The organism is Pseudomonas sp. 3JA (genome assembly GCF_036961705.1).
GTDB classification, from domain to species: domain Bacteria; phylum Pseudomonadota; class Gammaproteobacteria; order Pseudomonadales; family Pseudomonadaceae; genus Aquipseudomonas; species Aquipseudomonas fluorescens_Q.
In genome coordinates, this window is the sequence record NZ_JBAMDJ010000012.1 from 80,923 (window position 1) to 103,948 (window position 23,026).

General features: G+C 61.3%; 20 protein-coding genes and 3 pseudogenes. 14 read left to right on the forward strand and 9 right to left on the reverse strand.

Annotation, left to right across the window (positions count from 1 at the left end):
- The first annotated feature begins 11 nt into the window (after window positions 1–11).
- Window positions 12–632: a TetR/AcrR family transcriptional regulator gene (locus tag V7773_RS12010; RefSeq protein ID WP_063323318.1), complete on the forward strand. Its 621-nt coding sequence runs from the start codon at window positions 12–14 to the stop codon at window positions 630–632.
- A 163-nt stretch (window positions 633–795) separates the two neighbouring features.
- Here the strand turns inward: V7773_RS12010 and V7773_RS12015 are convergent, their stop codons facing one another.
- The 3 genes from V7773_RS12015 to V7773_RS12025 all read right to left on the reverse strand — a co-directional run bounded on the left by V7773_RS12015 (window position 796) and on the right by V7773_RS12025 (window position 2,660).
- Entirely contained in the window at window positions 796–1,689 is an 894-nt protein-coding gene (locus tag V7773_RS12015) for a phasin family protein (protein WP_336073557.1), read from the reverse strand.
- 10 nt (window positions 1,690–1,699) lie between these two features.
- Entirely contained in the window at window positions 1,700–2,122 is a 423-nt protein-coding gene (locus tag V7773_RS12020; RefSeq protein WP_336073560.1) for a phasin family protein, read from the reverse strand.
- A gap of 262 nt (window positions 2,123–2,384) precedes the next feature.
- Window positions 2,385–2,660: a polyhydroxyalkanoic acid system family protein gene (locus V7773_RS12025; protein ID WP_063323320.1), complete on the reverse strand. Its 276-nt coding sequence runs from the start codon at window positions 2,658–2,660 to the stop codon at window positions 2,385–2,387.
- A gap of 155 nt (window positions 2,661–2,815) precedes the next feature.
- Between V7773_RS12025 and ubiE the strand changes: the two genes are divergently transcribed.
- The 13 genes and pseudogenes from ubiE to V7773_RS30460 all read left to right on the forward strand — a co-directional run bounded on the left by ubiE (window position 2,816) and on the right by V7773_RS30460 (window position 13,021).
- On the forward strand, window positions 2,816–3,586 hold the full coding sequence (gene ubiE / locus V7773_RS12030; RefSeq protein WP_003196937.1) for a bifunctional demethylmenaquinone methyltransferase/2-methoxy-6-polyprenyl-1,4-benzoquinol methylase UbiE: 771 nt from the start codon (window positions 2,816–2,818) through the stop codon (window positions 3,584–3,586).
- A pseudogene (locus V7773_RS12035) lies at window positions 3,586–4,210 on the forward strand (ubiquinone biosynthesis accessory factor UbiJ). Before ubiE ends, V7773_RS12035 begins: the two are co-directional and overlap by 1 nt.
- The gene (ubiB, locus tag V7773_RS12040; protein ID WP_072344992.1) at window positions 4,207–5,811 is read left to right on the forward strand and encodes a ubiquinone biosynthesis regulatory protein kinase UbiB; all 1,605 of its coding nucleotides are present in this window, start codon (window positions 4,207–4,209) and stop codon (window positions 5,809–5,811) included. Before V7773_RS12035 ends, ubiB begins: the two are co-directional and overlap by 4 nt.
- 112 nt (window positions 5,812–5,923) lie before the next feature.
- On the forward strand, window positions 5,924–6,322 hold the full coding sequence (hisI, locus tag V7773_RS12045) for a phosphoribosyl-AMP cyclohydrolase (RefSeq protein WP_063323322.1): 399 nt from the start codon (window positions 5,924–5,926) through the stop codon (window positions 6,320–6,322).
- On the forward strand, window positions 6,315–6,647 hold the full coding sequence (locus tag V7773_RS12050) for a phosphoribosyl-ATP diphosphatase (protein WP_003186671.1): 333 nt from the start codon (window positions 6,315–6,317) through the stop codon (window positions 6,645–6,647). The genes hisI and V7773_RS12050 overlap by 8 nt, the downstream gene beginning before the upstream one ends.
- A gap of 24 nt (window positions 6,648–6,671) precedes the next feature.
- Entirely contained in the window at window positions 6,672–6,959 is a 288-nt protein-coding gene (locus V7773_RS12055) for a twin-arginine translocase TatA/TatE family subunit (protein WP_336073567.1), read from the forward strand.
- Between the two features lie 10 nt (window positions 6,960–6,969).
- Window positions 6,970–7,392 (forward strand): Sec-independent protein translocase protein TatB, encoded by a 423-nt coding sequence (gene tatB, locus V7773_RS12060; protein ID WP_092146802.1) that lies wholly within the window; start codon window positions 6,970–6,972, stop codon window positions 7,390–7,392.
- On the forward strand, window positions 7,389–8,186 hold the full coding sequence (gene tatC / locus V7773_RS12065; RefSeq protein WP_060739577.1) for a twin-arginine translocase subunit TatC: 798 nt from the start codon (window positions 7,389–7,391) through the stop codon (window positions 8,184–8,186). The genes tatB and tatC overlap by 4 nt, the downstream gene beginning before the upstream one ends.
- Entirely contained in the window at window positions 8,183–8,890 is a 708-nt protein-coding gene (locus V7773_RS12070) for a 16S rRNA (uracil(1498)-N(3))-methyltransferase (protein WP_092345452.1), read from the forward strand. Before tatC ends, V7773_RS12070 begins: the two co-directional genes overlap by 4 nt.
- Before the next feature lie 240 nt (window positions 8,891–9,130).
- Window positions 9,131–10,063, forward strand: a pseudogene (locus tag V7773_RS30445) (methyl-accepting chemotaxis protein); the annotation flags it as partial.
- A 198-nt stretch (window positions 10,064–10,261) separates the two neighbouring features.
- On the forward strand, window positions 10,262–10,966 hold the full coding sequence (locus V7773_RS30450) for a methyl-accepting chemotaxis protein (protein ID WP_442963484.1): 705 nt from the start codon (window positions 10,262–10,264) through the stop codon (window positions 10,964–10,966).
- Between the two features lie 150 nt (window positions 10,967–11,116).
- Window positions 11,117–12,163 (forward strand): annotated as a pseudogene (locus V7773_RS30455) (methyl-accepting chemotaxis protein); the annotation flags it as partial.
- On the forward strand, window positions 12,158–13,021 hold the full coding sequence (locus V7773_RS30460; RefSeq protein WP_371856961.1) for a methyl-accepting chemotaxis protein: 864 nt from the start codon (window positions 12,158–12,160) through the stop codon (window positions 13,019–13,021). The pseudogene V7773_RS30455 and the gene V7773_RS30460, both read left to right, overlap by 6 nt.
- 1,626 nt (window positions 13,022–14,647) lie before the next feature.
- On the opposite strand, the gene mdoH is transcribed toward V7773_RS30460, so the two are convergent.
- From mdoH to V7773_RS12110, 6 genes are all read right to left on the reverse strand, one after another.
- Complete coding sequence (gene mdoH / locus V7773_RS12085; RefSeq protein ID WP_336073572.1) at window positions 14,648–17,218, reverse strand: glucans biosynthesis glucosyltransferase MdoH; 2,571 nt, start codon at window positions 17,216–17,218, stop codon at window positions 14,648–14,650.
- A complete protein-coding gene (locus V7773_RS12090) occupies window positions 17,211–18,953 on the reverse strand; it encodes a glucan biosynthesis protein G (RefSeq protein ID WP_203417386.1) in 1,743 nt (580 codons plus the stop codon). Before V7773_RS12090 ends, mdoH begins: the two co-directional genes overlap by 8 nt.
- A gap of 350 nt (window positions 18,954–19,303) precedes the next feature.
- Entirely contained in the window at window positions 19,304–19,741 is a 438-nt protein-coding gene (gene dtd / locus V7773_RS12095; RefSeq protein ID WP_063323331.1) for a D-aminoacyl-tRNA deacylase, read from the reverse strand.
- Window positions 19,738–20,709 (reverse strand): prolyl aminopeptidase, encoded by a 972-nt coding sequence (pip, locus tag V7773_RS12100; protein WP_003196909.1) that lies wholly within the window; start codon window positions 20,707–20,709, stop codon window positions 19,738–19,740. The genes dtd and pip overlap by 4 nt, the downstream gene beginning before the upstream one ends.
- Before the next feature lie 105 nt (window positions 20,710–20,814).
- Entirely contained in the window at window positions 20,815–21,726 is a 912-nt protein-coding gene (locus V7773_RS12105; protein WP_336073575.1) for an alpha/beta hydrolase, read from the reverse strand.
- A 144-nt stretch (window positions 21,727–21,870) separates the two neighbouring features.
- On the reverse strand, window positions 21,871–22,818 hold the full coding sequence (locus tag V7773_RS12110) for a choline ABC transporter substrate-binding protein (protein WP_336073576.1): 948 nt from the start codon (window positions 22,816–22,818) through the stop codon (window positions 21,871–21,873).
- Window positions 22,819–23,026: the final 208 nt, after the last annotated feature.

The following is a 23,026-nucleotide window of genomic DNA, read 5'->3' on the forward strand; positions in this document are numbered from 1 at the left end:
AAGAAGACCGGATGAAAACCCGCGACCGCATCCTTGAATGTGCCCTGCAATTGTTCAACGAAAAGGGCGAGCCGAACGTCTCCACCATGGAAGTTGCCAACGAAATGGGCATCAGCCCGGGCAACCTCTATTACCACTTTCATGGCAAGGAACCGCTTATCCTCGGGCTATTCGAGCGATTCCAGGGCGAACTGGCGCCGCTGCTGGACCCTCCAGCGGACGTGCAGTTGGCGCCGGAAGACTACTGGCTGTTCCTGCACTTGATCGTCGAGCGCCTGGCCCAGTACCGCTTTCTGTTCCAGGACCTGTCGAACCTGGCCGGGCGCCTGCCGAAGCTGGCCAAGGGTATCCGCCAATTGCTCAATGCCCTGAAGCGCACCCTCGCCTCACTGCTGGCGCAGCTCAAGGCCCAGGGTTTGCTGATCAGCGATACCCAGGCCCTAGGGCAGCTGGTGGAGCAGATCACCATGACCTTGCTGTTCTCCCTGGACTACCAGCGGATCCTCGACCGTGAAGGCGAGGTTCGGTTGGTGGTCTACCAGATCATGATGCTGGTGGCCCCGCACCTGCCACCCGCGACCAAGGTGGCGACTGAGCAACTGGCGTTGCGCTACCTGGAAGAACACGAGTAACGCAGTGTGACGCTCGTCCCCATGCTCTGCGGGGGATGCAGCCCGAGACGCTCCGCGTCTCAAACAGCGGAACGCAGAGCGTCCCTGGAGGCATTCCCACGCGGGAGCGTGGGAACGAACGCCCGGCCTTCACAGGCCGGGCGTTTTTGCATGTCCCGCAGAATCAGGACTGGGTGGTAGGCGTCGTTGGAGCCGGCGCTGGAGTTGGCGTGGCGACCGGGGTCGGAGCGGCGGCGGAGTTCGCCGTGCTCGTCGGGGTCGCCGGTTTGGCGGCCGCGGTTGGCGCCTTCGGTGCAGCGGCTTTCGGCGCGGCCGGCTTTTTCACGGCCGGTTTTTTCGCCGCAGCAGGTTTGGCCGCTTTTGCCGCAGGCTTGGCCGCGGGTTTCGCTGCCGGTTTGGCCGCTGCCGTTTTAGCCGCGGGTTTGGCCGCGGGTTTGGCCGCAGGCTTGGCTGCCGCTTTGGCCGCTACCGGTTTGGCCGCCGCCTTGGCAACAGGCTTGGCCGCAGCAGTTTTAGCCGCGGGCTTGGCTGCTGCTTTCGCCGCAGGTTTGGCGGCGGTTTTTGCCGCTGCCTTGACCAATGGCTTGGCCGCCGTTTTAGCGGCCGGCTTGGCCGCTGCAGTCTTGGTCGCCACGGGTGCGACTTTGGCGCCGGTGAGTTTTTCGATCTGCTTGGTCAGGGTGTCGACCTTGCTGTGCAGTGCCTTGACTTCATTACGGCTCGGCACACCCAGGCGCGAGATCGCACTGTTCAGGCGCTTGTCGAAAGCCCCCTCCAGTTCGTCCCATTTGCCCAGTGCACGATCCTTCACGCCGCCGATTCGCGACTTGGCGGACTCGGCAGAGCCCTTGGCTGCATCGACTTGTTTGCCGACTGCCGTCTTGGTGAGTTTTTCGGCCTTTTCGCCGTCCTTAACCAGGGACTCGAAGAGCTTGCTGCCGTCAGTGTCGATCTTCGAGTACACGCCTAAACCAGCAAGCCAGATTTTGCGGGAATACTTTTCAATCTTCCCGGCCCACGAGCTGCCCTCTTTTTCTGTGATTTTTTTGCCAGCCATCCCGTTCTCCTTAATGTTTACGCGCGACACGTTCGAGCAATGCTGTCAGCTCATCGAGCTTAGCAGAGAGTGTCTCAACGTCATGTTTAGACGGAATGCCGATACGATTCAAGGCACTTGCAACACGGGCATCGAATACCTTCTCGACTTTATCGAGTTGTACTTCAACCCGGGCCTTAAAAGTATTGACGTCGCTCTTGGCTTCAATCAATTCGCTGTTGGCCGCTTCAAGTTTTCTGGCAATTTTCTTTTTGCCTTTGGTTTCAATAACTTCGCCAGCCTTTACCAACTCCTGAAAGTACTCGCTGCCTTCCTGGCCGACCTTCGTGTAGGCGCCCAGGCCCGCCAGCCAGATCTTGCGCGCGTACGTTTTCACGTCGCTGAGCGTGGAAGATTCAACGTCGGTTTTTTTCTTCAGAATAACTTTGGCCATGGTGCACCTCACTCGAAAATGGTTTGAGGAACTGCCCGCACACGGTCGGGCTCAGGCACAAAGTAGTGACAATAATTAGAAACGGCACCCTAACAACTGACACAAACCTGAGGGCGATGACTTTCCCTGTGGGAGCGAGCTTGCTCGCGATTGCATTGGGTCAGTCACATCGACATTGACTGATACTGCGTAATCACGAGCAAAGTCGCTCCCACAGGGAAAGGTGGTGATCTTGAGTGCTGTACTTCCCTTCTTTCGTCGATCAAGCCAACGCTTTATCCAGCGCCTTTTCGATTTCCGTCTTGATCGTGCCGCTCATGGCCGACATCAACATGCCCAGCTCCACATCGACGCGGATCGAGTCCTCGCCAACATGCACTTCGCCCTTGACCCCGGAACGCTTGAGTTTCAGGGTGTCGCCCTCCCACTGCGGCTCCAGGCCATAGCTGTCGGACAACTTCTGCGCCAGCTTGTCGGCTTTCTCTCGTGCCGCTTCCTTGCCCAGGCCATGGGCACGCTCAACCGTTATACGGGCCATCGGGTGACTCCTGTTTTATCGGGACTTGCCTGAACGTTTCAGACCCTGCCTGCGTCAAAACGTCCCGGCGGTCGCCCATCTTACCTTCAGCCTTGCCAAGACAAAGCCCTCCACCGGGATTAGAATGTCCCGCATTCTTTTTTGGTGACCGCGATATGACTGATCAGCGCAAAGGCAGCGATGCCGAACCCACCACTCACTTCGGCTTCAAGAACGTGCCGGAAAGCCAGAAAGCGGAAAAAGTCGCTGAGGTTTTCCACTCCGTAGCCGCCAAGTATGACTTGATGAACGACCTGCTCTCGGGCGGCATGCACCGCCTGTGGAAGCGTTTCGCGATCGAACTGTCGGGCGTGCGCAGTGGTAATCGCGTACTGGACATCGCCGGCGGCACGGGCGACCTGACGAAGAAGTTTTCCCACATCGTTGGGCCGACCGGCCAAGTCGTCCTGGCCGACATCAACGAATCCATGCTCAAGGTCGGTCGCGACCGCCTGCTGGACCTGGGCGTGGCCGGCAACGTCGAGTTTGTCCAGGCCGACGCGGAGAAGCTGCCGTTCCCCGACAACCATTTCGACTGCGTGACCATCGCCTTCGGCCTGCGCAACGTCACCCACAAGGAAGATGCCCTGCGCTCGATGCTGCGCGTGCTCAAGCCCGGTGGCCGCCTGCTGGTGCTGGAGTTCTCCAAGCCGACCAACGCGCTGATGTCCAAGGCCTATGACGCCTACTCGTTCGCCTTCATGCCGCTGATGGGCAAGCTGATCACCAACGACTCGGAAAGCTATCGCTACCTGGCCGAATCGATCCGCATGCACCCGAACCAGGAAACCCTGAAGTCGATGATGGTCGAGGCCGGTTTCGACCGCGTGACCTACCACAACATGACCGCAGGCATTGTCGCCCTGCACCGCGGTATCAAGCCCTGATGCTGCTCACCGGCCTGCTCGCCAGCGTTGAACTCGGCCTCAACCGGGTGTTGCGCCTGGACAGCACGGCGCTCGCGCGCCTGGCGCACTTGAGCGGCAAAGTGATTGCCGTGGACTGCCGCAGCCCGACGTTGCGGTTGTTCATCCTGCCCAGCGACGAAGGCCTGATGCTCGCTGCGCACTGGGAGGCCGAGGCCGACTGCACGCTGCGCGCACCGGCGTCGAGCCTGCTGAACCTGGCCCTGGGCAAGGACAAGACCGCGGTGCTGCACAGCCCCGACGTGGAGCTCGACGGCGACAGCGGCGTACTGCTGGAGCTGGCGGCGATTCTCCAGGACCTGGAACTGGACTGGGAATACGAAGTGTCTCGCTGGATCGGTCCGGTGGCGACCCAATTGCTCAGCGGCCATTTGCGCAGCCGCAGCCGCTGGTATCGGCAAGGGTTCGCCAGCCTGGGGCAGAATCTGAGTGAATACCTGGCCGAAGAATCGCGTACCCTCGTAGGCCAACGCGAAGCACAAGCCCGTTTTAATGAACTGGACCAGATCAAACTTGACCTGGAACGTCTCGAGGCGCGTTTCGAGCGCCTTTCCCGATCCCTTGAAACCAAGCGATAACGCATGAAGCTGCTTGCCGTCCGCCGTTTGTTGCGCATCCAGCGCGTCGTGATCCGCTACCGCCTCGATGACCTGCTGTTCGCCCTGCCGCTGCCCTGGTTTCTCCTGGCCCTGCGCTTCGTGCTGCCGTGGCGCTGGTTTCCCCGGCGAACGCTGGACCTGAGTCGCGGTGCGCGCTTGCGCCTGGCCTTGCAGGACCTGGGGCCGATTTTCATCAAGTTCGGACAGATCCTATCGACCCGTCGCGACCTGTTGCCCGAAGACATCGCCGATGAACTGATGCGCCTGCAAGACCGCGTGCCGCCGTTCGATTCCAAGGTGTCGGTGGCGCTGATCGAGGAACAACTGGGCAAGAAGATCAGCGAAGTCTTCAGCCGTTTCGACGTCGAACCCCTGGCCTCGGCCTCCGTCGCCCAGGTTCACGCCGCACAACTCAAGAGCGGCGAAGAAGTGGTGGTCAAGGTCATCCGCCCGGGCCTCAAGCCGATCATTGCCCAGGACCTGGCGTGGCTGTTCATCCTCGCCCGCGCCGCCGAGCGGCTGTCGGCCGATGCCCGCCTGCTGCACCCGGTGGACGTGGTCCAGGACTACGAAAAAACCATCTACGATGAACTTGACCTGCTGCGCGAGGCCGCCAACGCCAGCCAGCTGCGTCGTAACTTCGAGGGCTCGCCGCTGCTCTATGTGCCGCAAGTCTATTGGGACTGGTGCCGGCCGAAAGTGTTGGTGATGGAGCGTATCTACGGCATCCAGGTCACCGACCTGGCGACCCTGGCCGACCAGCGCACCGACATGAAGATGCTCGCCGAACGCGGCGTGGAAATCTTCTTCACCCAGGTGTTTCGCGACAGCTTCTTCCACGCCGACATGCACCCAGGCAACATCTTCGTCAGCACGGTGCAGCCGTGGAGCCCGCAGTACATTGCCATCGACTGCGGCATCGTCGGTAGCCTGACCCCTGAAGACCAGGACTACCTGGCGCGTAACCTGTTCGCCTTCTTCAAGCGTGACTACCGTCGCGTCGCCCAGCTGCACATCGATTCGGGCTGGGTGCCGGCCGAGACCAAGCTCAACGAATTCGAAGCGGCGATCCGTACCGTGTGCGAACCGATCTTCGAAAAACCGTTAAAAGACATTTCCTTTGGCCAGGTACTGATGCGCCTGTTCCAGACCGCGCGACGCTTCAACATGGAAGTCCAGCCACAGTTGGTGCTGTTGCAGAAAACCCTGTTGAACATCGAAGGCCTCGGCCGCCAGTTGTACCCGGACCTCGACCTGTGGAATACCGCCCAGCCGTTCCTCGAACGCTGGATGCGCGAGCGCGTCAGCCCCAGAACCTTGCTGGGCAACGTGCAAAGCCAGTTCGAGCAGCTCCCGCACCTGGCCAACATGACCCGCGACCTGCTCGAACGCATGTCACAGCCCCACGCCCACGACCCGGCGCCCCCGTGGCAACGACGCAAGGACGATTGGCTGTTGCGCCTGCTGGGCGCGGCTCACCTGGGTGGCGGCGCGGTGCTGGCGACCGGCGGGCCGCTGAGCCAGCTGGGTCACTGGCCCGCCGGTATCATGATGGTGGTCGGTCTGTATCTGGTCGTTCGCCGATAGCAGGAATCAGCCGCAAGCTTTAAGCTGCAAGCCACAAGCTCCATACATACATAAATCTGCTTTTTACTTGCAGCTTGAAGCTTAAAGCTTGCCGCTGCCGTCAGGACTCAAGATGAAAAACTGGCAGGACGAGATCAAATGGGACGCTGACGGCCTGGTGCCGGCCATCGCCCAGGATCACAAGACCGGGCGTGTGCTGATGATGGCCTGGATGAACCGCGAAGCGCTGGCCCTGACCGCCGCCGAGAACCGCGCCATCTATTGGTCACGTTCCCGTGGCAAGCTGTGGCGCAAAGGTGAAGAGTCCGGGCATGTGCAGCACCTGCATGAGATGCGCCTGGACTGCGACGGCGACGTCATCATCCTGATGGTCGAGCAAGTCGGTGAGATTGCCTGCCATACCGGCCGTCAAAGCTGCTTCTATCGCGTCTTCGAGAACGGCGACTGGAAAATCGTCGACCCGGTGCTCAAGGACCCGCACGCCATTTATTCAGGACATACGCATGAGTGACACCCTGACCCGCCTGGCCCAGGTGCTGGAAGAGCGCAAGGGCGCCGCGGCCGACAGTTCCTATGTCGCCAGCCTGTACCACAAGGGCTTGAACAAGATTCTGGAGAAAGTCGGCGAAGAGTCGGTCGAGACCATCATCGCCGCCAAGGACGCCGCCATCAGTGGCGATTGCAGCGACGTGATCTATGAGACCGCCGACCTGTGGTTCCACAGCCTGGTCATGCTGGCCCAACTGGGGCAGCATCCGCAGGCCGTACTGGATGAACTGGACCGTCGCTTCGGTCTGTCCGGGCACGTCGAGAAAGCCTCGCGCCCGTCCGCCTGATCAATTTTTGAGAGGAGTAGCCACATGGGTATCTTTGACTGGAAACACTGGGTCGTCATCCTGGTCGTCGTGGTGCTGGTGTTCGGTACCAAGAAACTGAAAAACCTCGGCACCGATGTCGGCGAGTCGATCAAGGGCTTTCGCAAGGCCATGAACGACGACGAAAAACCGGCCGACCCGTCGGCGGCTGCTAGCCAACCGGCGCAGCCGACCCAACCGGTACCCCCCCAGGCCAGCCAGCCTGTGAACGCGCCGCACACCATCGACGTGCAGGCACAGAAAGTCGAAGAGCCCGTCCGCAAAGACTCGTGAGCACTGACTAATGTTTGGGATCAGCTTCACTGAACTGCTGCTCGTCGGCCTCGTCGCCCTGCTGGTACTGGGCCCCGAGCGTCTGCCGGGTGCTGCGCGCACCGCCGGCCTGTGGATCGGCCGCCTGAAGCGCAGCTTCAATGCGATCAAACAGGAAGTTGAACGTGAAATCGGGGCCGACGACATCCGTCGGCAACTTCACAACGAACATATTCTGTCCCTGGAGCAGGAAGCGCGGAAAATCTTCACGCCGACCCAACAGGAACCGACGCCGGTTCAGCCCGTGGCCGAACCGACGATTGCGCCACAGGCGCCGGTGGATGGTGCGCAGCCGCTGGCTGAACCGGCACCAGTGACACCGACGGTAACGGATACAGCGCCCCCTGCTGTCCCTGCGCCTAACGACCCTACTTTGCCGCCGCGAGCCCCATGAGCGATATCCCTGAAAACGACCAGCCGATGCCGCTGGTATCGCACCTCACCGAGTTGCGCACACGCCTGCTGCGTTGCGTCGCGGCGGTTTTCATCATCTTCGCCGGGCTGTTTTCCTTCACCCAGCAGATCTACACCTTCGTCTCCACGCCGCTGCGCCAGTACCTGCCGGTAGGGGCGACAATGATCGCCACCGACGTGTCGTCGCCGTTCCTGACACCGCTGAAGCTGACGATGATGGTCTCGCTGTTCCTGGCGATCCCGGTGATCCTGCACCAGATCTGGGGCTTCATCGCACCGGGCCTGTACAAGCACGAAAAACGCATCGCCGTGCCGCTGCTGGTGTCCAGCATCCTGCTGTTTTACACCGGCATGGCCTTCGCCTATTACCTGGTGTTCCCGCTGATCTTCAAATTCTTCGCCGCCGCCACCCCGGCGGGCGTGGAAATGATGACCGACATCAGCAGCTACCTGGATTTCGTCATGACGCTGTTCTTCGCCTTCGGCGTGGCGTTCGAAATCCCCGTGGCCGTGGTGCTGCTGGTATGGATCGGCGTGGTCGACGTGGCCTACCTGAAGAAGATCCGTCCTTACGTGATCATTGGCTGCTTCGTGGTCGGCATGATCCTGACCCCACCGGACATCTTCTCCCAGACACTGCTGGCGGTGCCGATGTGGCTGCTGTTCGAGATCGGCATCCTGTTCGGTGGCCTGGTGCGCAAGCGCCGGGAAGAAGAACCCGAGGACCAGCCGGTCGATGACCACAACGACCAGCCGCCAGCGACCCAAGCGTGAACCTGCTGCTGCTCGAAGAGGCCGACTTCATCGGGCCTGACCGCGTCATCCTCAGCGATCGCCGGTTGACCCACATGCAGGAAGTCCATCGCAGCGCCGTCGGTGACAGCCTGCGCGTCGGGCGCATCGGTGGGCTGATGGGCACCGCCCAGGTGCTGCGCCTGGAAGCCCGCGAGGCCGAACTGCAAGTGACCCTCGACCAGCCGCCGCCGGCCAAGTTGCCGCTGACCCTGGTGCTGGCCCTGCCTCGCCCGAAAATGCTCCGTCGCGTGTTCCAGACCATCGCCACCATGGGCGTGCCGCGCGTGGTGCTGGTCAACAGTTATCGTGTGGAAAAGAGCTTTTGGCAGACGCCGTTCCTGGAGCCCGAGGCCATCCGCGAGCAATTGATCCTGGGCCTGGAGCAGGCCCGGGACAGCGTGCTGCCGGAAATCATCATCGAAAAACGCTTCAAGCCCTTCGTCGAGGACCGCTTGCCAGCCATGGCGGATGGCACCCTGGGGCTAGTCGGCCATCCTGGCAACTATCCGCCCTGCCCGCGAGCGCTAACAGAGCCGGTGACCTTGGCCATTGGCCCCGAAGGCGGTTGGATTCCCTACGAGATCGAACTGCTGGGCAAGGCCGGCCTGCAACCGGTTCAACTGGGCGAGCGAATCCTGCGGGTCGAGACTGCGGTAACTGCCTTGCTCGCGCGATTGTTCTGATCCTCGTAGCTTGTGCAACGTGACCACAGGCGATTCATCCTCGCTGGCTGCAACGCTTGCCCTCTCCACCGCTAGACTCCCTGACGATTTCTACAGATCCCCGGCATATGGTCGATACTCTCTTCATAAGGCCTATAACAGGTTTGAGGGAGTATCGGCATGTTCAGTTGGTTAACCGAAAAGCTGGGAAACGTCAGCGTCAATCGCAAGCTGGGTTTCGGTTTTGGCCTGGTCCTGCTCATGACCCTCTTGAGCACCTTCGCCGGCTGGAACAGCCTGAGCAGTGTGATCAGCCGTTCAGATAAACAAGCTTCCATCGCCAGTATCAACGAGGCGGCCAAGGATTTACGCGTCGCCCGTCTCGACTACGAGATGCGACGCGGCGAACAAGGGCCGACAGCCGTCAACGAGCTCCTGGGCAAACTTCAAGAGAGCATCCAAGCTGCCCTCAAACGATTTGTGCGCCCGGCAGACCAGGAGTTGCTCAATCAGCAATTGGCTAATGTCGATGAATACAAGCGTGCCTTTGTCGACCTCACCCAAGCGACGCAGAACCGCGAGTCGGCCCGGTCCAAGCTTGGCGCCAACGCCGACAACGCCGTGGCCAAGGTGACAGACGTCGAAAATGCCTTGCGACAAGGCGACAGCGTCCCGCAATTCAACAACGTGGTCGAGCTGAGCAAACTGCTCCAGCAAGCGCGTTACCAAGTTCGCGGCTACACCTACAGCGGTAAGGCCGACGCCGAGCAGCCGGCGCTGGATGCCATCGAAAACGTCCTGAAAAACTTCGAGAGCCTGCCGGGCAAGTTACCGGAGCAGCACGCAACCAACTTGCAACAAGCCGCCGAATCAATGAAAGCCTATCGCGCAGCCGTCAGCCAGTTCCGCGATTCGCAGGTCGCCAGCGCCTCAGCCCTCAAGAGAATGGTCGACCAGGACACCCATTTGCATGAGCTGAACAAACATTTGACGGCCTCACAGATTGAGAAGCGCGACCTGGAGACGATTCATGCGAAAGAGGCCCTGATTACCGTTGCCGTCCTGGCGTTAGCGTTTGGTCTGCTGGCTGCGTGGATCATAACCCGCCAGATCGTCGTGCCTCTGCAACAGACCCTGGTGGCCCTCGAACGTGTCGCCTCGGGCGATTTGAGCCATAACCTGGTGGTTACCCGCCGTGACGACATGGGCCAATTGCAAGCTAGCCTGCAGCGAATGGTGATCAGCCTGCGGCAACTGATCGGGGGTATCAGCGACGGCGTCACGCAAATCGCCAGCGCCGCCGAACAGCTCTCGGCCGTCACCGAACAGACCAGTGCCGGGGTCAACAGCCAGAAAACGGAGACCGACCAGGTCGCCACTGCCATGCACGAAATGACCGCCACCGTGCAGGAAGTGGCGCGCAATGCCGAGGAAGCCTCCGAAGCGGCAGTTGCCGCTGACCAGCAGGCTCGCGAAGGCGAAAAAGTGGTCGGCGAAGCCATCGCCCAGATCGAACGCCTGTCCAAAGAAGTGGGCATCTCCACCGAAGCCATGGGCCACCTCAAGCGCGAGAGCGACAAGATCGGCAGCGTGCTGGACGTGATCAAGTCTGTCGCCCAGCAAACCAACCTGCTGGCCCTCAACGCCGCCATCGAAGCAGCCCGGGCCGGTGAAGCCGGGCGTGGGTTTGCGGTGGTCGCAGATGAAGTCCGCAGCCTGGCCCAGCGCACCCAGAAGTCCACCGAAGAAATCGAAGAACTGATCCTCGGCCTGCAATCGGGCACCGAACAGGTCGCGACCACCCTGGACAACAGCCGCAACCTGACCGACAGCAGCGTCGAACTGACCCGCCGGGCCGGTGGCTCACTGGAAAACATCACCCGCACGGTCTCGGCGATCCAGTCGATGAACCAACAGATCGCCGCCGCCGCCGAGCAGCAGAGCGCCGTGGCCGAAGAGATCAACCGCAGCGTCGTGAACGTTCGCGATGTCTCCGAACAAACCGCCTCCTCCAGTGAGGAAACCGCCGCCTCCAGCGCCGAACTGGCGCGGTTGGGGGTTCATTTGCAGACGCTGGTAGGTCGCTTCAAGGTCTAACCATAAGGGCAGGTATAAAACCCGTGGCCAGAGATTGCTCGCGCTTGGGCGCGAAGCGGCCACTACTGTGACATCTATTCTCTACAGATCCCTTCCAAACGGTCGATATAGCTCCCAGCACACAAACTCAGCGCTGCAGGGAGTAACAGTATGTTCCGATGGCTAGGTAATGTAGGCGTTAATCGCAAACTCGGTTTCGGCTTCGGCCTGGTGCTGTTCCTGACCGTGATAATCGCCTTCACGGGCTGGACCGGCCTGGGTAACGTCATCAGCCGTGGCGACAAGCTGGGGTTCATTGCCAGCCTGAACGATTTGACCAAGGACTTGCGCCTGGCACGCATGAACTACGACACCTCGCGGGGCGAGAATGGCCCCCAGCAAGTCAACGACCTGATTGGCAAACTCGACGCCGGGCTGAAAACCGCCCGCCAACTGATCGAACAACCGGCCGATGCCGCACTGATCGATAAACAATTAGCCGCCGTGGCCGAGTACAAAAAAGCCTTCGCCGAGATGACCCGCGCTACCGCCAGCCGAGAAGATGCCCGCAGCAAACTCGGTGCCAGTGCAGACAATGCCGTGGCTCGCGTCGCTGAAGTAGAGAAGTCGTTGCTGCAAGGCGACAACGTCGCCCAGTTCAACAACGCTGTGACCCTGAGCAAGGCGATCCAGCAAGCACGCTATCAAGTTCGCGGTTATACCTACAGCGGCAAGAACGAAGCCCAGCAACCGGCCCTTGAGGCCATCGACAATGTCCTCAAGCTTCTCGCACGCTTGCCAGAGCAGTTGCCCGAGGAACATGCCGTCAACCTGCAACAGGCCAACGACTCGATCAATGTCTATCGCGCAGCGGTCAGCCAGTTCCGCGACTCCCAGATCGACAACGCCGCCGCACTCAAGCGCATGGCAGAGCAAGGCGACGTATTGATCGACGCCAGCCAAAAACTGACGGTCTCCCAGACCGCTGTGCGCGACCGTGATGCCGCCAAGGCCAAGACCTTCCTGGTCTCAGCTGCAGTACTGGCCCTGTTGTTCGGTGTCATCGCCGCCCTGGTCATCACCCGGCAGATCGTCGGTCCTCTGGGCCAGACCCTCAAAATCGCCGAACGCGTGGCTGCCGGCGACCTGACCCACAACCTCACTTCCGAGCGCCGCGACGAACTGGGCCAGCTACAGCGCGCCATGCAGAACATGACCGTGGGCCTGCGGCAATTGATCGGCGGCATCAGCGAAGGCGTCACGCAAATCGCCAGCGCCGCCGAACAACTATCAGCCGTTACCGTACAGACCAGCGCCGGGGTCAACAGCCAGAAAGCGGAAACCGACCAGGTCGCCACCGCCATGCACGAAATGACCGCCACGGTGCAGGAAGTGGCCAGCAATGCCGAAGAGGCTTCCGAAGCGGCCGTCGCCGCCGATGCCCAGGCACGCGAAGGCGATAAAGTCGTCGGCGAAGCGATTGCCCAGATCGAGCGCCTGGCACTCGAAGTGGGTAATTCCACCACCGCCATGGGCGAGCTGAAGCGAGAAAGCGACAAGATCGGCAGTGTGCTGGATGTGATCAAGTCCGTCGCCCAGCAAACCAACTTGCTGGCCCTCAACGCCGCCATCGAGGCGGCCCGGGCCGGTGAAGCCGGGCGTGGGTTTGCGGTGGTCGCCGATGAAGTCCGCAGCCTGGCCCAGCGCACCCAGAAGTCCACTGAAGAGATCGAGGAACTGATCCTTGGCCTGCAGTCGGGCACTGAGCAGGTCGCGGCGACCTTGGACAACAGCCGCAGCCTGACCGACAGCAGCGTCGAGCTGACCCGTCGTGCCGGTGCGTCGCTGGAAAACATCACACGTACCGTCTCGGCGATCCAGGCGATGAATCAGCAGATCGCCGCTGCGGCTGAGCAGCAGAGTGCTGTGGCTGAGGAGATCAACCGTAGCGTGTTGAATGTGCGTGATGTGTCGGAACAGACTGCCGCCTCCAGTGAGGAAACGGCTGCTTCCAGTGCTGAGTTGGCGCGGTTGGGGGGGCATTTGCAGGGGTTGGTGGGGCGGTTTAGGGTTTGATGGTTTTGTGTGTATATCCGTTATTTAGGTAACGGCGGCTTACGGTTCCGCTCTTACAGCGGCTCACTTTTGAGAAGCGCAAAAGTAAGCAAAACGCTCATGCCCCACCACTTGGCACCTCGCCTAGGCTCGGTGTGCCCTCACTCCGGCATTGCTCCGTGGGCCGCCGCGAAGGGCCATCCATGGCCCAGCGCGGCTAACCCGGCATCCATGCCGGGTTGCCCACTGCGCAATGCCTGCGTTCGGCCAGCGTGGTTAATGGGGCGCCCGAGATCAACGTCCACCACGAGCCGGCCTGGTAGCCGACCTGGTTCTTGATGGGGACCGCATTCCTCCTGCGGGAGCGGGCTTGCTCGCGAAGAGGCCGGTACATACGACATCCAGGTTGACTGCGGTCGCACCTTCATAGCCTCAACCTGTTCGCGATAGCGGTAATTCCGTGACATAGCGGTTGGATTTACTGCCGTCATCGCAAGCAAGCTCGCACAAGGGACTGGTGCCTATTGATCGTTCCCACGCTCCTGCGTGGGAATGCCGCCAGGGACGCTCCGCGTTCCGCTTCTGGAATGTGACGCAGAGCGTCACAGGATGCATCCCCACGCAGAGCGTGGGGACGATCAGCTTCAAGCCAATCCATGCCTTCGCGAGCAGGCTCGCTCCCACAGGGGAAACGCGGTCCCACCATGAACCAGGTCGGCTACCAGGCCGCCTCGTGGTGGACGTTGATTTCGGCGCCCCGTTAACCACGCTGGCCGAACGCAGGCATTGCGCAGTGGGCATCCCGGCATGGATGCCGGGATAGCCGCGCTGGGCCATGGATGGCCCTTCGCGGCGGGCCCACGGAGCAATGCCGGAGTGAGGGCACACCGAGCCTAGGCGAGGTGCCGAGTGGTGGGGCATGAGCGTTTTGCTTACTTTTTCGCTTCTCAAAAGTGAGACGCTGTAAGAGCGGAACCGTCAGCAGCCGTTACCTAAATAACGGATATACATACAAAAATACCTGAGCCCCACAATCCGTCATCCCAAGGCTACGGAGCCTTGCACCATTGCCTACAACTACGCCAGAATCCGCCGGCTTGTGCGCCTTGCCCCCGGGCTCTAACGTTTGCAGGTCGCTGTCAGTTCAGCGATCGGGTTTAGCAGCTCGGCACAATATCAAGGCACGCAGGTCCGCTTTATGGTGGCTGTGCGTGGGGCACTTCGGTGCGCCGGGTTCCTTGATTCCTGGTCTGCTAACCCGCGCACAGTCGCCACCCTTTTCGTTTAGCAGCGATGTCTGGCGGCTCCATCAATCAAGGAGCGTCAACCATGCACAAGGCCACACCCAACCCACCAGAACCCGAAACCGACCCCAAGAAACGCCAGGAAGCCACCGACCGCGCGTTCGATTACTACCTGAAGCCCAACGTCAACACACAACCTTGACCGCACCACGATCTGTGGCGAGGGAGCTTGCTCCCGCTGGGTGGCGCAGCCGCCCCCGCTTTTTGGCGTCCGCTGCGCGGCCGAGCGGGAGCAAGCTCCCTCGCCACAGGTGTTAACCCTGTCCCCGGACCAAACAGTCGTGTTCACAACAGCGCCCAACAAAAAGCCCCGCTTCCTTTCAGAAGCGGGGCTTTTTGCGTATCAGGCCACTTGAGGCTGCACGCTCACCGGCTGTAGCGGTAGCAGCGGTGCATGAGGATCGGCCTTGACCGACTCACGCCACGCCGCCAGCCACTCGGGATGACCCTCGCTCCAGACCTGATCATGCAGGCGAGACAAGGCCACCGGGTCGCTCAGCAGGGCCAGTCGCTCGGCGTTGCTGAGGCCGGTCGGGCCGGTCTTCAAGGCGTGACGAACGCGTTCGACCCGCAGCCATTCGATCGGCTCGGCCTTGCCGTGACGCGAGGTTGCCAACGCATACGCCAAGGCGTTCTGTTGTGGATCGACCACCGCCCGGATGAAACCGTCTTTGAGCGCATGCCAACGGTTTTCATGGGTGTACTGGTCCGTCGACAGCAGTTCCTGGGGCGGTGCGTATTCCTCAGGGATCAGGAACAGGCTTTCATCGCGGGACTTCAAGCCCAGGCCCACGCGGCTGGAAATCACCGATACCGGAATCGACAGCATCAGCGAGCCGACAATCGGCACCAGCCACCACAGGAAGCTCGGGTTCAGCCAGATCACCAGCAAGGCCCAGAAGAAGCCCAGCAAGGTTTGCGGGCCGTGGCGCTTGACCGCTTCGCTCCATGGCGTGGAGTCGTCGTCACGTTGTGGCGAGTTCCAGGTTGCAGCCCAGCCCAGGAATGCGGCAAGCACGAAGCGGGTGTGGAAAATCATCCGCACTGGCGCCAGCAGCATGGAGAACAGCATCTCCAGGAGCATCGACAGCGTCACCTTGAACTTGCCACCGAACTCCTTCGCACCCTTGGCCCAGATCAGCACGATACTCAGCAACTTGGGCAGGAACAGCAGCACGATGGTGGTGGAGAACAGGGCGATGGCTTTTTCCGGGTGCCATTGTGGCCACAACGGATAGAGCTGACGCGGCTCGAGGAAGTACTGCGGCTCCATCAGCGTGTTCACCGCCAACAACGCAGTGGACAGCACCAGGAAGAAGAACCACAGCGGCGCCGACAGGTAGGACATCACGCCGGTCAGGAACACCGCACGGTGCACCGGGTGCATGCCCTTGACCAGGAACAGCCGGAAGTTCATCAGGTTGCCGTGGCACCAGCGACGGTCACGCTTGAGTTCGTCCAGCAGGTTCGGCGGCAGTTCTTCGTAGCTGCCCGGCAGGTCATAGGCAATCCACACGCCCCAGCCGGCACGGCGCATCAGCGCCGCTTCGACGAAGTCGTGGGACAGGATGGCACCGGCGAACGCGCCTTTACCGGGCAGCGGCGCCAGCGCGCAGTGCTCGACGAACGGCTTCATGCGAATGATCGCGTTGTGGCCCCAGTAGTGGGATTCACCCAACTGCCAGAAGTGCAGGCCGGCGGTGAACAGCGGGCCGTACACCCGGGTGGCGAACTGCTGCATGCGCGCATACAGCGTGTCCATGCCCGAGGCACGTGGCGCGGTCTGGATGATGCCGGCGTCCGGCGTGGCTTCCATCAGGCGCACCAGGCTGGTCAGGCACGTACCGCTCATGACGCTGTCAGCGTCGAGCACGACCATGTACTTGTAGTCGCTGCCCCAACGACGGCAGAAGTCGTCGAGGTTGCCGCTCTTGCGCTTCACGCGACGGCGACGGCGGCGATAGAAGATCTTGCCGAAGCCCCCGGCTTCACGGCAGACATCCAGCCAGGCCTGCTGCTCGGCTACGCAAATATCGGTCTCGTTACTGTCGCTGAGCACGAAGAAGTCGAAACGATCCAAGTCACCGGTGGCAGCCACCGACTCGAAGGTTGCGCGCAAACCGGCGAATACCCGCGGTACGTCTTCGTTGCAGATCGGCATCACCAGTGCGGTGCGGGCATCCTTGGGAATCGGCTCGTTGCCGGCGCTGGCACCGGAGATGCGGTACTTGTCGTGACCGGTGAGCAATTCGAGAAAGCCCATCAGCGCCGTCCAGAAACCCGCCGACACCCAGCAGAACAGGATCCCGAACAGGATCAGGATGCTGGTTTGCAACGCATACGGCAGCACTTGCGTGGCCGTCTGCAACAGCGGTTGGTGCAGGACTTCGTCCAGGTCCACCAGCGACCAGCCTTGGTACGGCATGATGCCTTTCATGTACCAACCGGCAACGATGGTCTGGCCGAGCATCAGGATCAACAGGATGTAGCGGCGGATCGAACCCACGGTACGCCAGCGTGCATGGGGCAGCACGCGCTCATCCTTGGGCGGCTTCGGCGGGTTGGTACGCCCGGTCAGGCGCCGCCAACCGCGCACCAGGATATTGGTGCGCCACGGTTCCGGCACGACCTTGGTCCGGCGAATCGGCGGTGTCGCCTTCAAGCACACCCGGCCGTTGGCATCGAGGGCCAGCATTTCGGCGTCCTCGAGTTCCTCGGCGGTGCTCAGCGTCAGGCGTCGGCCCACCGAGGCTTGCGCCGCCTCGTTGGGTGCGTCGAATGTCGAGGAAGCCAAGCGTTCATGCAATTGGCTGAATGACGTGCAGCCCGCCAGCTCGGCGCGCTGCTCGTCGGTCATCGGCAAGTGGGCCAGATACTCACTGAGAGTCTCTGGTCGTACGGACGTATTACTCATCGGCAGGCAACTGGTAGCTCCAGGTCTCAGTCAGGACTTGTTCAGTCTGTTCCGGTTCCTGTTGGGTTGGGATCGGCTCGGCGACGGCGGTGGATGCCTTGACGGCCTTGGTTTCTTTCTGCTCGCCGGCTTGCTCGTTGGCTTGCTCTTTTTCGCTCTGCTGCTTGGCGACCTTGTCGGCCTTGGCCAGCGTGGCCACGGAATGCGCGGTGGCTGGGAGTTCGACAGGAACAAGCGGCCTGACCAAGGCGGCACGCATCTCGGTCGCTTTGCTCGGGTCCTTGATCTTCAGGCGCAGCGTCAGGCGCCAGCCCTTGGTTTCAGGGTTGTAGCGCACACTGTTCTCGACGATCTCGGCGTTGTCACCAACGCTCACCTGGCTACGTACTTCGGCTTCTTCAGGCAGCGCTTGCAGGGACGGCCCTTCGAAATCCACCAGGTAGGCCACGCTACCGTCCGGTTGACGGATCAGGTTGGACTGCTTCACGTCACCGGTCGAACGCAGGGTCTGCTTGACCCAGGCGCTGTCTGGCGAGTGCAGGTTGGCTTCGTCGAGGGTCCAGTGCAGACGGTAGGCGAAGTCCAGTGGCTGGCCTGGTTCAGGCAGTTTTTCCGGGCTCCAGAACGCAACGATGTTGTCGTTGGTTTCGTCGGCGGTCGGGATTTCAACCAGATCGACAGTACCTTTGCCCCAATCGCCTTTCGGTTCGATCCAGGCGCTTGGACGTTTTTCGTAACGGTCATCCAGGTCTTCGTAGTGGCTGAAGTCACGACCACGTTGCAGCAGGCCGAAACCACGCGGGTTTTCTACCGAGAAGTTGCTCACGGCCAGGTGTTTCGGGTTGTTCAGCGGACGCCAGATCCACTCGCCGTTGCCGGCATGGATGGACAGGCCGCTGGAATCGTGGAGTTCACGACGGTAGTTCAGCACCTTGGACGGCTGGTTGGCGCCGAACAGGAACATGCTGGTCAACGGGGCAATGCCCAACTTGTTGACACGATCACGCAGGAACACCCGCGATTTCACGTCGACAACGGTGTCGGTACCCGGACGCACGATCAGGCGATAGGCGCCAGTGGCCCGTGGCGAATCCAGCAGGGCGAAGATCACCAGGTGCTTGTCGGTCGGTTTCGGACGCTGGATCCAGAACTCGCGAAAGCGCGGGAATTCCTCACCGGAAGGCAACGCGGTGTCGATGGCCATGCCTCGAGCGGACAAACCGTAGACCTGGCCCTTGCCGATGACGCGGAAATAACTCGCGCCCAGCATGGTCATGATTTCGTCTTGCTTGTCAGCCTTGTTGATCGGGTACAACACGCGGAAACCGGCGTAGCCCAGCTGTTCGGTGGCCTTGGGATCGAACTTCACGTCGCCGAAATCGAAACGTGTCGGGTCGTACTTGATCTCGTCGACGGTGGTCGCGGTGATTTCGTTGATCTTCACCGGCGTGTCGAAATGCATGCCCTGGTGATAGAACGACAGCCGGAACGGGGTCTTCTGGTCGGCCCATTCCGCTTTTTCGGTGCGGAAACGAATTTTCTGATAATCGGCGAATTTCATTTCGCGGAATTCGTTCGGCAAATTGCTGCGCGGGGCTTCGAACTTTTGCCCGGCCAATTCTTGTGCCTTCGCCGATACATCATCCAGGCTGAATGCCCACAGTTGGCCCGCGCCGAACAGGCACAGCAGGGCCGAGCCCGCTACCAGAGCGTTTCTAAACCGTTTGGCAGTCATTTTTGGTGCATTACAGGGACTAACAATCACGAGCAACCCTCGCCGAAAACTGATCAAAAAACCAACGGCCAGATAAAGTATCTGCACGGTAACGGCACTGAAAAACCGTTCCTGCGGACCACTCTTGCCAAGTTGGCGAGCATTGTTCCGACTCCGATGGGACAAAATGATTCCCCAAACGGTCCAGGACAAGTCTCTACCTAAGTCAAATGGACCAGCGAACGCTGATCCCCCGTAGCGCGCGATTATCTAGTAGCCCGCGTGACAACGCATCAGGGGTAGCAAAGTATTTATCGAGAAAACTCCCAGTTTTTCCTCGAAACAGGCCCGAAAAGATGTTTCAAGCGCTTTCAAACCTGTAACAGGAACGTTACCGGGCCATCATTGACCAAATGCACCTGCATGTCGGCGCCGAATCTACCTGATGCCACAGTGCCATGCACCTGTTTTGCCTGGGTGAGCAAATAGTTGAACAACTCTTCTCCCAGGGCCGGAGGTGCGGCTGTCGAAAAACTCGGGCGCAAACCACTTTTGGTGTCGGCCGCCAAGGTGAACTGCGACACCAGCAACAACCCACCACCGACATCCGCCAGGGACAGGTTCATCTTGCCGTCGGCGTCGCTGAATACTCGATAGTTAAGCAGCTTATGTAGCAGTTTGTCGGCGCTGGCCCGGGTATCCCCGGGCTCGACGGCCACCAACACCAGCAAGCCCTGGTCCACGGCGCCGACGATCTCACCTGATACTTCGACCCGTGCGCAGCGAACTCGTTGCAACAGCCCCTTCATGCTTCTTCAGGCGGCAGGTCGAGCAGGCGCCGGGCCATTTGCGCAGCGGCGCGCACCAGTGCGTCGGTGATCCCCGGCTCCGAAGCGGCGTGGCCGGCGTCGCGAATCACCTGCAGTTCGCTGTTGGGCCAGTTCTGATGCAGCTCCCAGGCATTGTCCAGCGGGCAGATGACGTCGTAACGGCCATGCACGATGACGCCCGGCAAATGGGCGATCTTGCCCATGTCGCGAATCAACTGGTTGGGTTCGAGGAAAGCGTTGTTGGTGAAGTAGTGGCATTCGATCCGGGCGATCGACAGCGCTCGCTGCGGCTCGGAGAAGCGATCGACCACCAGCGGGTTCGGACGCAGGGTCGCGGTACGACCTTCCCAGGTGGACCAGGCCTTGGCCGCGTGCATCTGGGCGATCTGGTCGTTGCCGGTCAGGCGCTTGTGGAAAGCGCTGAGCAGGTCGTCGCGTTCGTCCAAGGGGATGGGTGCGATGTAGTCCTGCCAGTAGTCGGGGAACAGGCGACTGGCGCCGGCCTGGTAGAACCACTCGATTTCCTGCGGACGGCAGAGAAAGATCCCTCGCAGGATCAGGCCGTGTACCCGCTCGGGATGGGTCTGGGCGTAGGCCAGGGCCAGGGTCGAACCCCAGGAACCGCCAAACAGCACCCACTTCTCGATGCCCAGGTGTTTGCGGATGCGCTCCAGGTCTTCGACCAGATCCCAGGTGGTGTTGTTCTCAAGGCTGGCATGGGGGGTGGACCGACCGCAGCCGCGCTGGTCGAAGGTGACGATGCGGTACAGGTTCGGATCGAAGTAACGCCGGCTCTGCGCATCGCAGCCGGCACCCGGGCCGCCGTGAATGAACACCACCGGCAGGCCTTCGGGGGAACCGCTTTCATCGACATAGAGCGTGTGGGTGTCATCGACAGCCAGATCGTGCCGGGCATGGGGTTTGATCTGCGGGTACAAAGTCTGCATTGCGCGCTCCGTAAGGGGTCGAGTCATCCCTGTGGGGACGTCTATTTAGTCTGCCGTCCGGCATCATAAACCCGAATTACCTTAATGAGCATGTCCCCTGCGCAGTCAAAGCATGTCAGCCAGGTACGCCAGCAGCGTGCGATACATCTGATCGACCTCTGGCACCTGGCCGCGGCCACGCAGGCAACCGTGGACCAGCCCATTGCCGACATACAGCACGGCGTCTCCCCCTGCGGCGTTCAGCCGCTCGCAATAAAGGACGCCGTCGTCGCGTAGCGGATCCCATTGCGCGACGGCAACCAGCGCTGGCGGCAAGCCGTCCAGGCTGTCGGCGAGTAACGGCATGGCATAAAGCGAGGGACGAGCGCCACCCAGGTACAGCGCCTCATAGCGCTCCAGCTCGCGACGGCTCAGGAGCGGGGCATCGAAGCACTCGTGACGCGACGGCAGATCCGCGGGGCCACCGAGCGCTGGATAAATCAAGACCTGGGCCCGGGGCAACGGTTGCCCGGCATCGCGCAAGGCCAGGCATAACGCGGCGGCGAGATTGCCGCCGGCGCTGTCACCGACCACCAGCCGGCGACGGGGGTCGATGGCAAACGGGGCGTCCGCCAAGTGGCGCCACACTGCCAGGCAATCTTCGAAACCGGCCGGAAACGGATGCTCCGGGGCCAGCCGGTAATCCACCGCCACCACCAACGCGCCCAACTCAGCGGCCAGCTCCATGCAGATGAAGTCATGGGAATCCAGGTCCCCCACGACCCAACCGCCACCGTGCAGGTAAAGCATGCATGGCCAGCCGGCAAACGGTGCCGCACGTTGCGGGTAATAGGCCCGCACCGCCACGCCGGCCAGTTCGAAATCCTCGACGGCCAGCGTCGGCGGGCAAGGCGCAGTGAACGCCCGGCACATCTGGCTGTAGGCCTGGCGCGAACCGGCAAGGCTGTCGTCCAGGCTGGTGAAGCTCAGGGTTTTGTCGATGAAGGCTGACATTGCCTGGGAGAGTGGGTAGGTCATCGTGGTGTGGCTCAAAGGCTTTTGTGGCGAGGGAGCTTGCTCCCGCTTGAGTGCGCAGCGCTCACAAGATTCTTGGGGCGGCTTCGCCACCCAGCGGGAGCAAGCTCCCTCGCCACACAGGGTTATCAGTGCCCGGAAATGGCCTCAGTTCTTGAGACTGGCCTGCACCGCCGCCACGCCATCCTTGCCATCGAAGCTCATGACACCCGCCAACCAACGCTGAAGATCCTCGGGATGCTCGCGCAGCCATTGCCGGGCGACGTCCTGGGGCGTCTTGCGCTCCATGATCGGTACCATCAATTGACTCTCCTGGGCGGCGGTGAAGGTGAGGTTTTCCAGCAAGCGGTTCACGTTCGGGCAGCGCTGGGCATAGTCCGGCGCGGTCACGGTGGACACGGTCGCAGCGCCTTCGTTCGGGCCATAGACGTCCTCGCTGCCGGTCAGGTACGTGATGTTCATGTTGATGTTCATCGGATGCGGGGTCCAGCCGACGAAGACCACGAACTCCTTGCGATTCACCGCGCGCTGCACCGCCGCCAGCATGCCTGCTTCGCCGGATTCGATCAGCTTGAAGTCCTTGAGGCCGAAGTGGTTGGTCTCGATCATGGTCTTGATGGTGGTGTTGGCACCGCTGCCCGGCTCGATGCCGTAGATCTTGCCACCGAGCTGGTCCTTGAACCGGGCGATGTCGGCAAAGGTCTTGAGCCCGGCCGCCGCCACGTAGTCGGGTACCGCCAGGGTGGCCTGGGCGTCGGCCAGGCTGGGCTTGTCCAATACCTTCACTTGGTTGGCGGCCAGGAATGGTGCGATGTTCTTGTCCATCGCCGGCTTCCAATACCCCAGGAAGATGTCGAGGCGCTTGTCGCGGATGCCGGCAAAGATGATCTGCTGCACGGCGCTGGTCTGCTTGCTGTCGTAGCCCAGACCGGTGAGCAGCACATCGGCCATGCCGCTGGTGGCGATCACGTCGGTCCAGTTGACCACGCCCATGCGCACGGTCTGGCACGACGCAGGCTCGGCGGCCATCGCCCCGGCGCTCAAGAGGGTGGTACCGCAGAGGATCGACAGACAGCGTTTGAACAGTCTTTTCATCGGGAAGGTCTCGTGCGGCAGCGGATTATTGTAGGTCGGTGTCTTGCTGCACCGTGCCCAAAACATTACGCAGCGCCGAGGGGCTGAAGATGAACTGTGGCGACTCGGTTTTGCACGGTGGCGACAGGTTGAGCGCTCTGAAGACCTCTGTGGCGAGGGAGCTTGCTCCCGTTGGGCTGCGCAGCGGCCCCAAAAACTTGCGAGCGCT

What these genes read in the sequence shown, in the direction of transcription:
- V7773_RS12110 (WP_336073576.1), bottom strand. Translation starts at nt 22,818, where the DNA reads ATGAAAAGACTGTTCAAACGCTGTCTGTCGATCCTCTGCGGTACCACC.
- V7773_RS12020 (WP_336073560.1), bottom strand. Translation starts at nt 2,122, where the DNA reads ATGGCCAAAGTTATTCTGAAGAAAAAAACCGACGTTGAATCTTCCACG.
- dtd (WP_063323331.1), bottom strand. Translation starts at nt 19,741, where the DNA reads ATGAAGGGGCTGTTGCAACGAGTTCGCTGCGCACGGGTCGAAGTATCA.
- ubiB (WP_072344992.1), top strand. Translation starts at nt 4,207, where the DNA reads ATGAAGCTGCTTGCCGTCCGCCGTTTGTTGCGCATCCAGCGCGTCGTG.
- mdoH (WP_336073572.1), bottom strand. Translation starts at nt 17,218, where the DNA reads ATGAGTAATACGTCCGTACGACCAGAGACTCTCAGTGAGTATCTGGCC.
- pip (WP_003196909.1), bottom strand. Translation starts at nt 20,709, where the DNA reads ATGCAGACTTTGTACCCGCAGATCAAACCCCATGCCCGGCACGATCTG.
- V7773_RS12025 (WP_063323320.1), bottom strand. Translation starts at nt 2,660, where the DNA reads ATGGCCCGTATAACGGTTGAGCGTGCCCATGGCCTGGGCAAGGAAGCG.
- tatC (WP_060739577.1), top strand. Translation starts at nt 7,389, where the DNA reads ATGAGCGATATCCCTGAAAACGACCAGCCGATGCCGCTGGTATCGCAC.
- hisI (WP_063323322.1), top strand. Translation starts at nt 5,924, where the DNA reads ATGAAAAACTGGCAGGACGAGATCAAATGGGACGCTGACGGCCTGGTG.
- V7773_RS30460 (WP_371856961.1), top strand. Translation starts at nt 12,158, where the DNA reads ATGACCGTGGGCCTGCGGCAATTGATCGGCGGCATCAGCGAAGGCGTC.
- V7773_RS12055 (WP_336073567.1), top strand. Translation starts at nt 6,672, where the DNA reads ATGGGTATCTTTGACTGGAAACACTGGGTCGTCATCCTGGTCGTCGTG.
- V7773_RS12010 (WP_063323318.1), top strand. Translation starts at nt 12, where the DNA reads ATGAAAACCCGCGACCGCATCCTTGAATGTGCCCTGCAATTGTTCAAC.
- V7773_RS12050 (WP_003186671.1), top strand. Translation starts at nt 6,315, where the DNA reads ATGAGTGACACCCTGACCCGCCTGGCCCAGGTGCTGGAAGAGCGCAAG.
- tatB (WP_092146802.1), top strand. Translation starts at nt 6,970, where the DNA reads ATGTTTGGGATCAGCTTCACTGAACTGCTGCTCGTCGGCCTCGTCGCC.
- V7773_RS12090 (WP_203417386.1), bottom strand. Translation starts at nt 18,953, where the DNA reads ATGACTGCCAAACGGTTTAGAAACGCTCTGGTAGCGGGCTCGGCCCTG.
- V7773_RS30450 (WP_442963484.1), top strand. Translation starts at nt 10,262, where the DNA reads ATGACCGCCACCGTGCAGGAAGTGGCGCGCAATGCCGAGGAAGCCTCC.
- ubiE (WP_003196937.1), top strand. Translation starts at nt 2,816, where the DNA reads ATGACTGATCAGCGCAAAGGCAGCGATGCCGAACCCACCACTCACTTC.
- V7773_RS12105 (WP_336073575.1), bottom strand. Translation starts at nt 21,726, where the DNA reads ATGACCTACCCACTCTCCCAGGCAATGTCAGCCTTCATCGACAAAACC.
- V7773_RS12015 (WP_336073557.1), bottom strand. Translation starts at nt 1,689, where the DNA reads ATGGCTGGCAAAAAAATCACAGAAAAAGAGGGCAGCTCGTGGGCCGGG.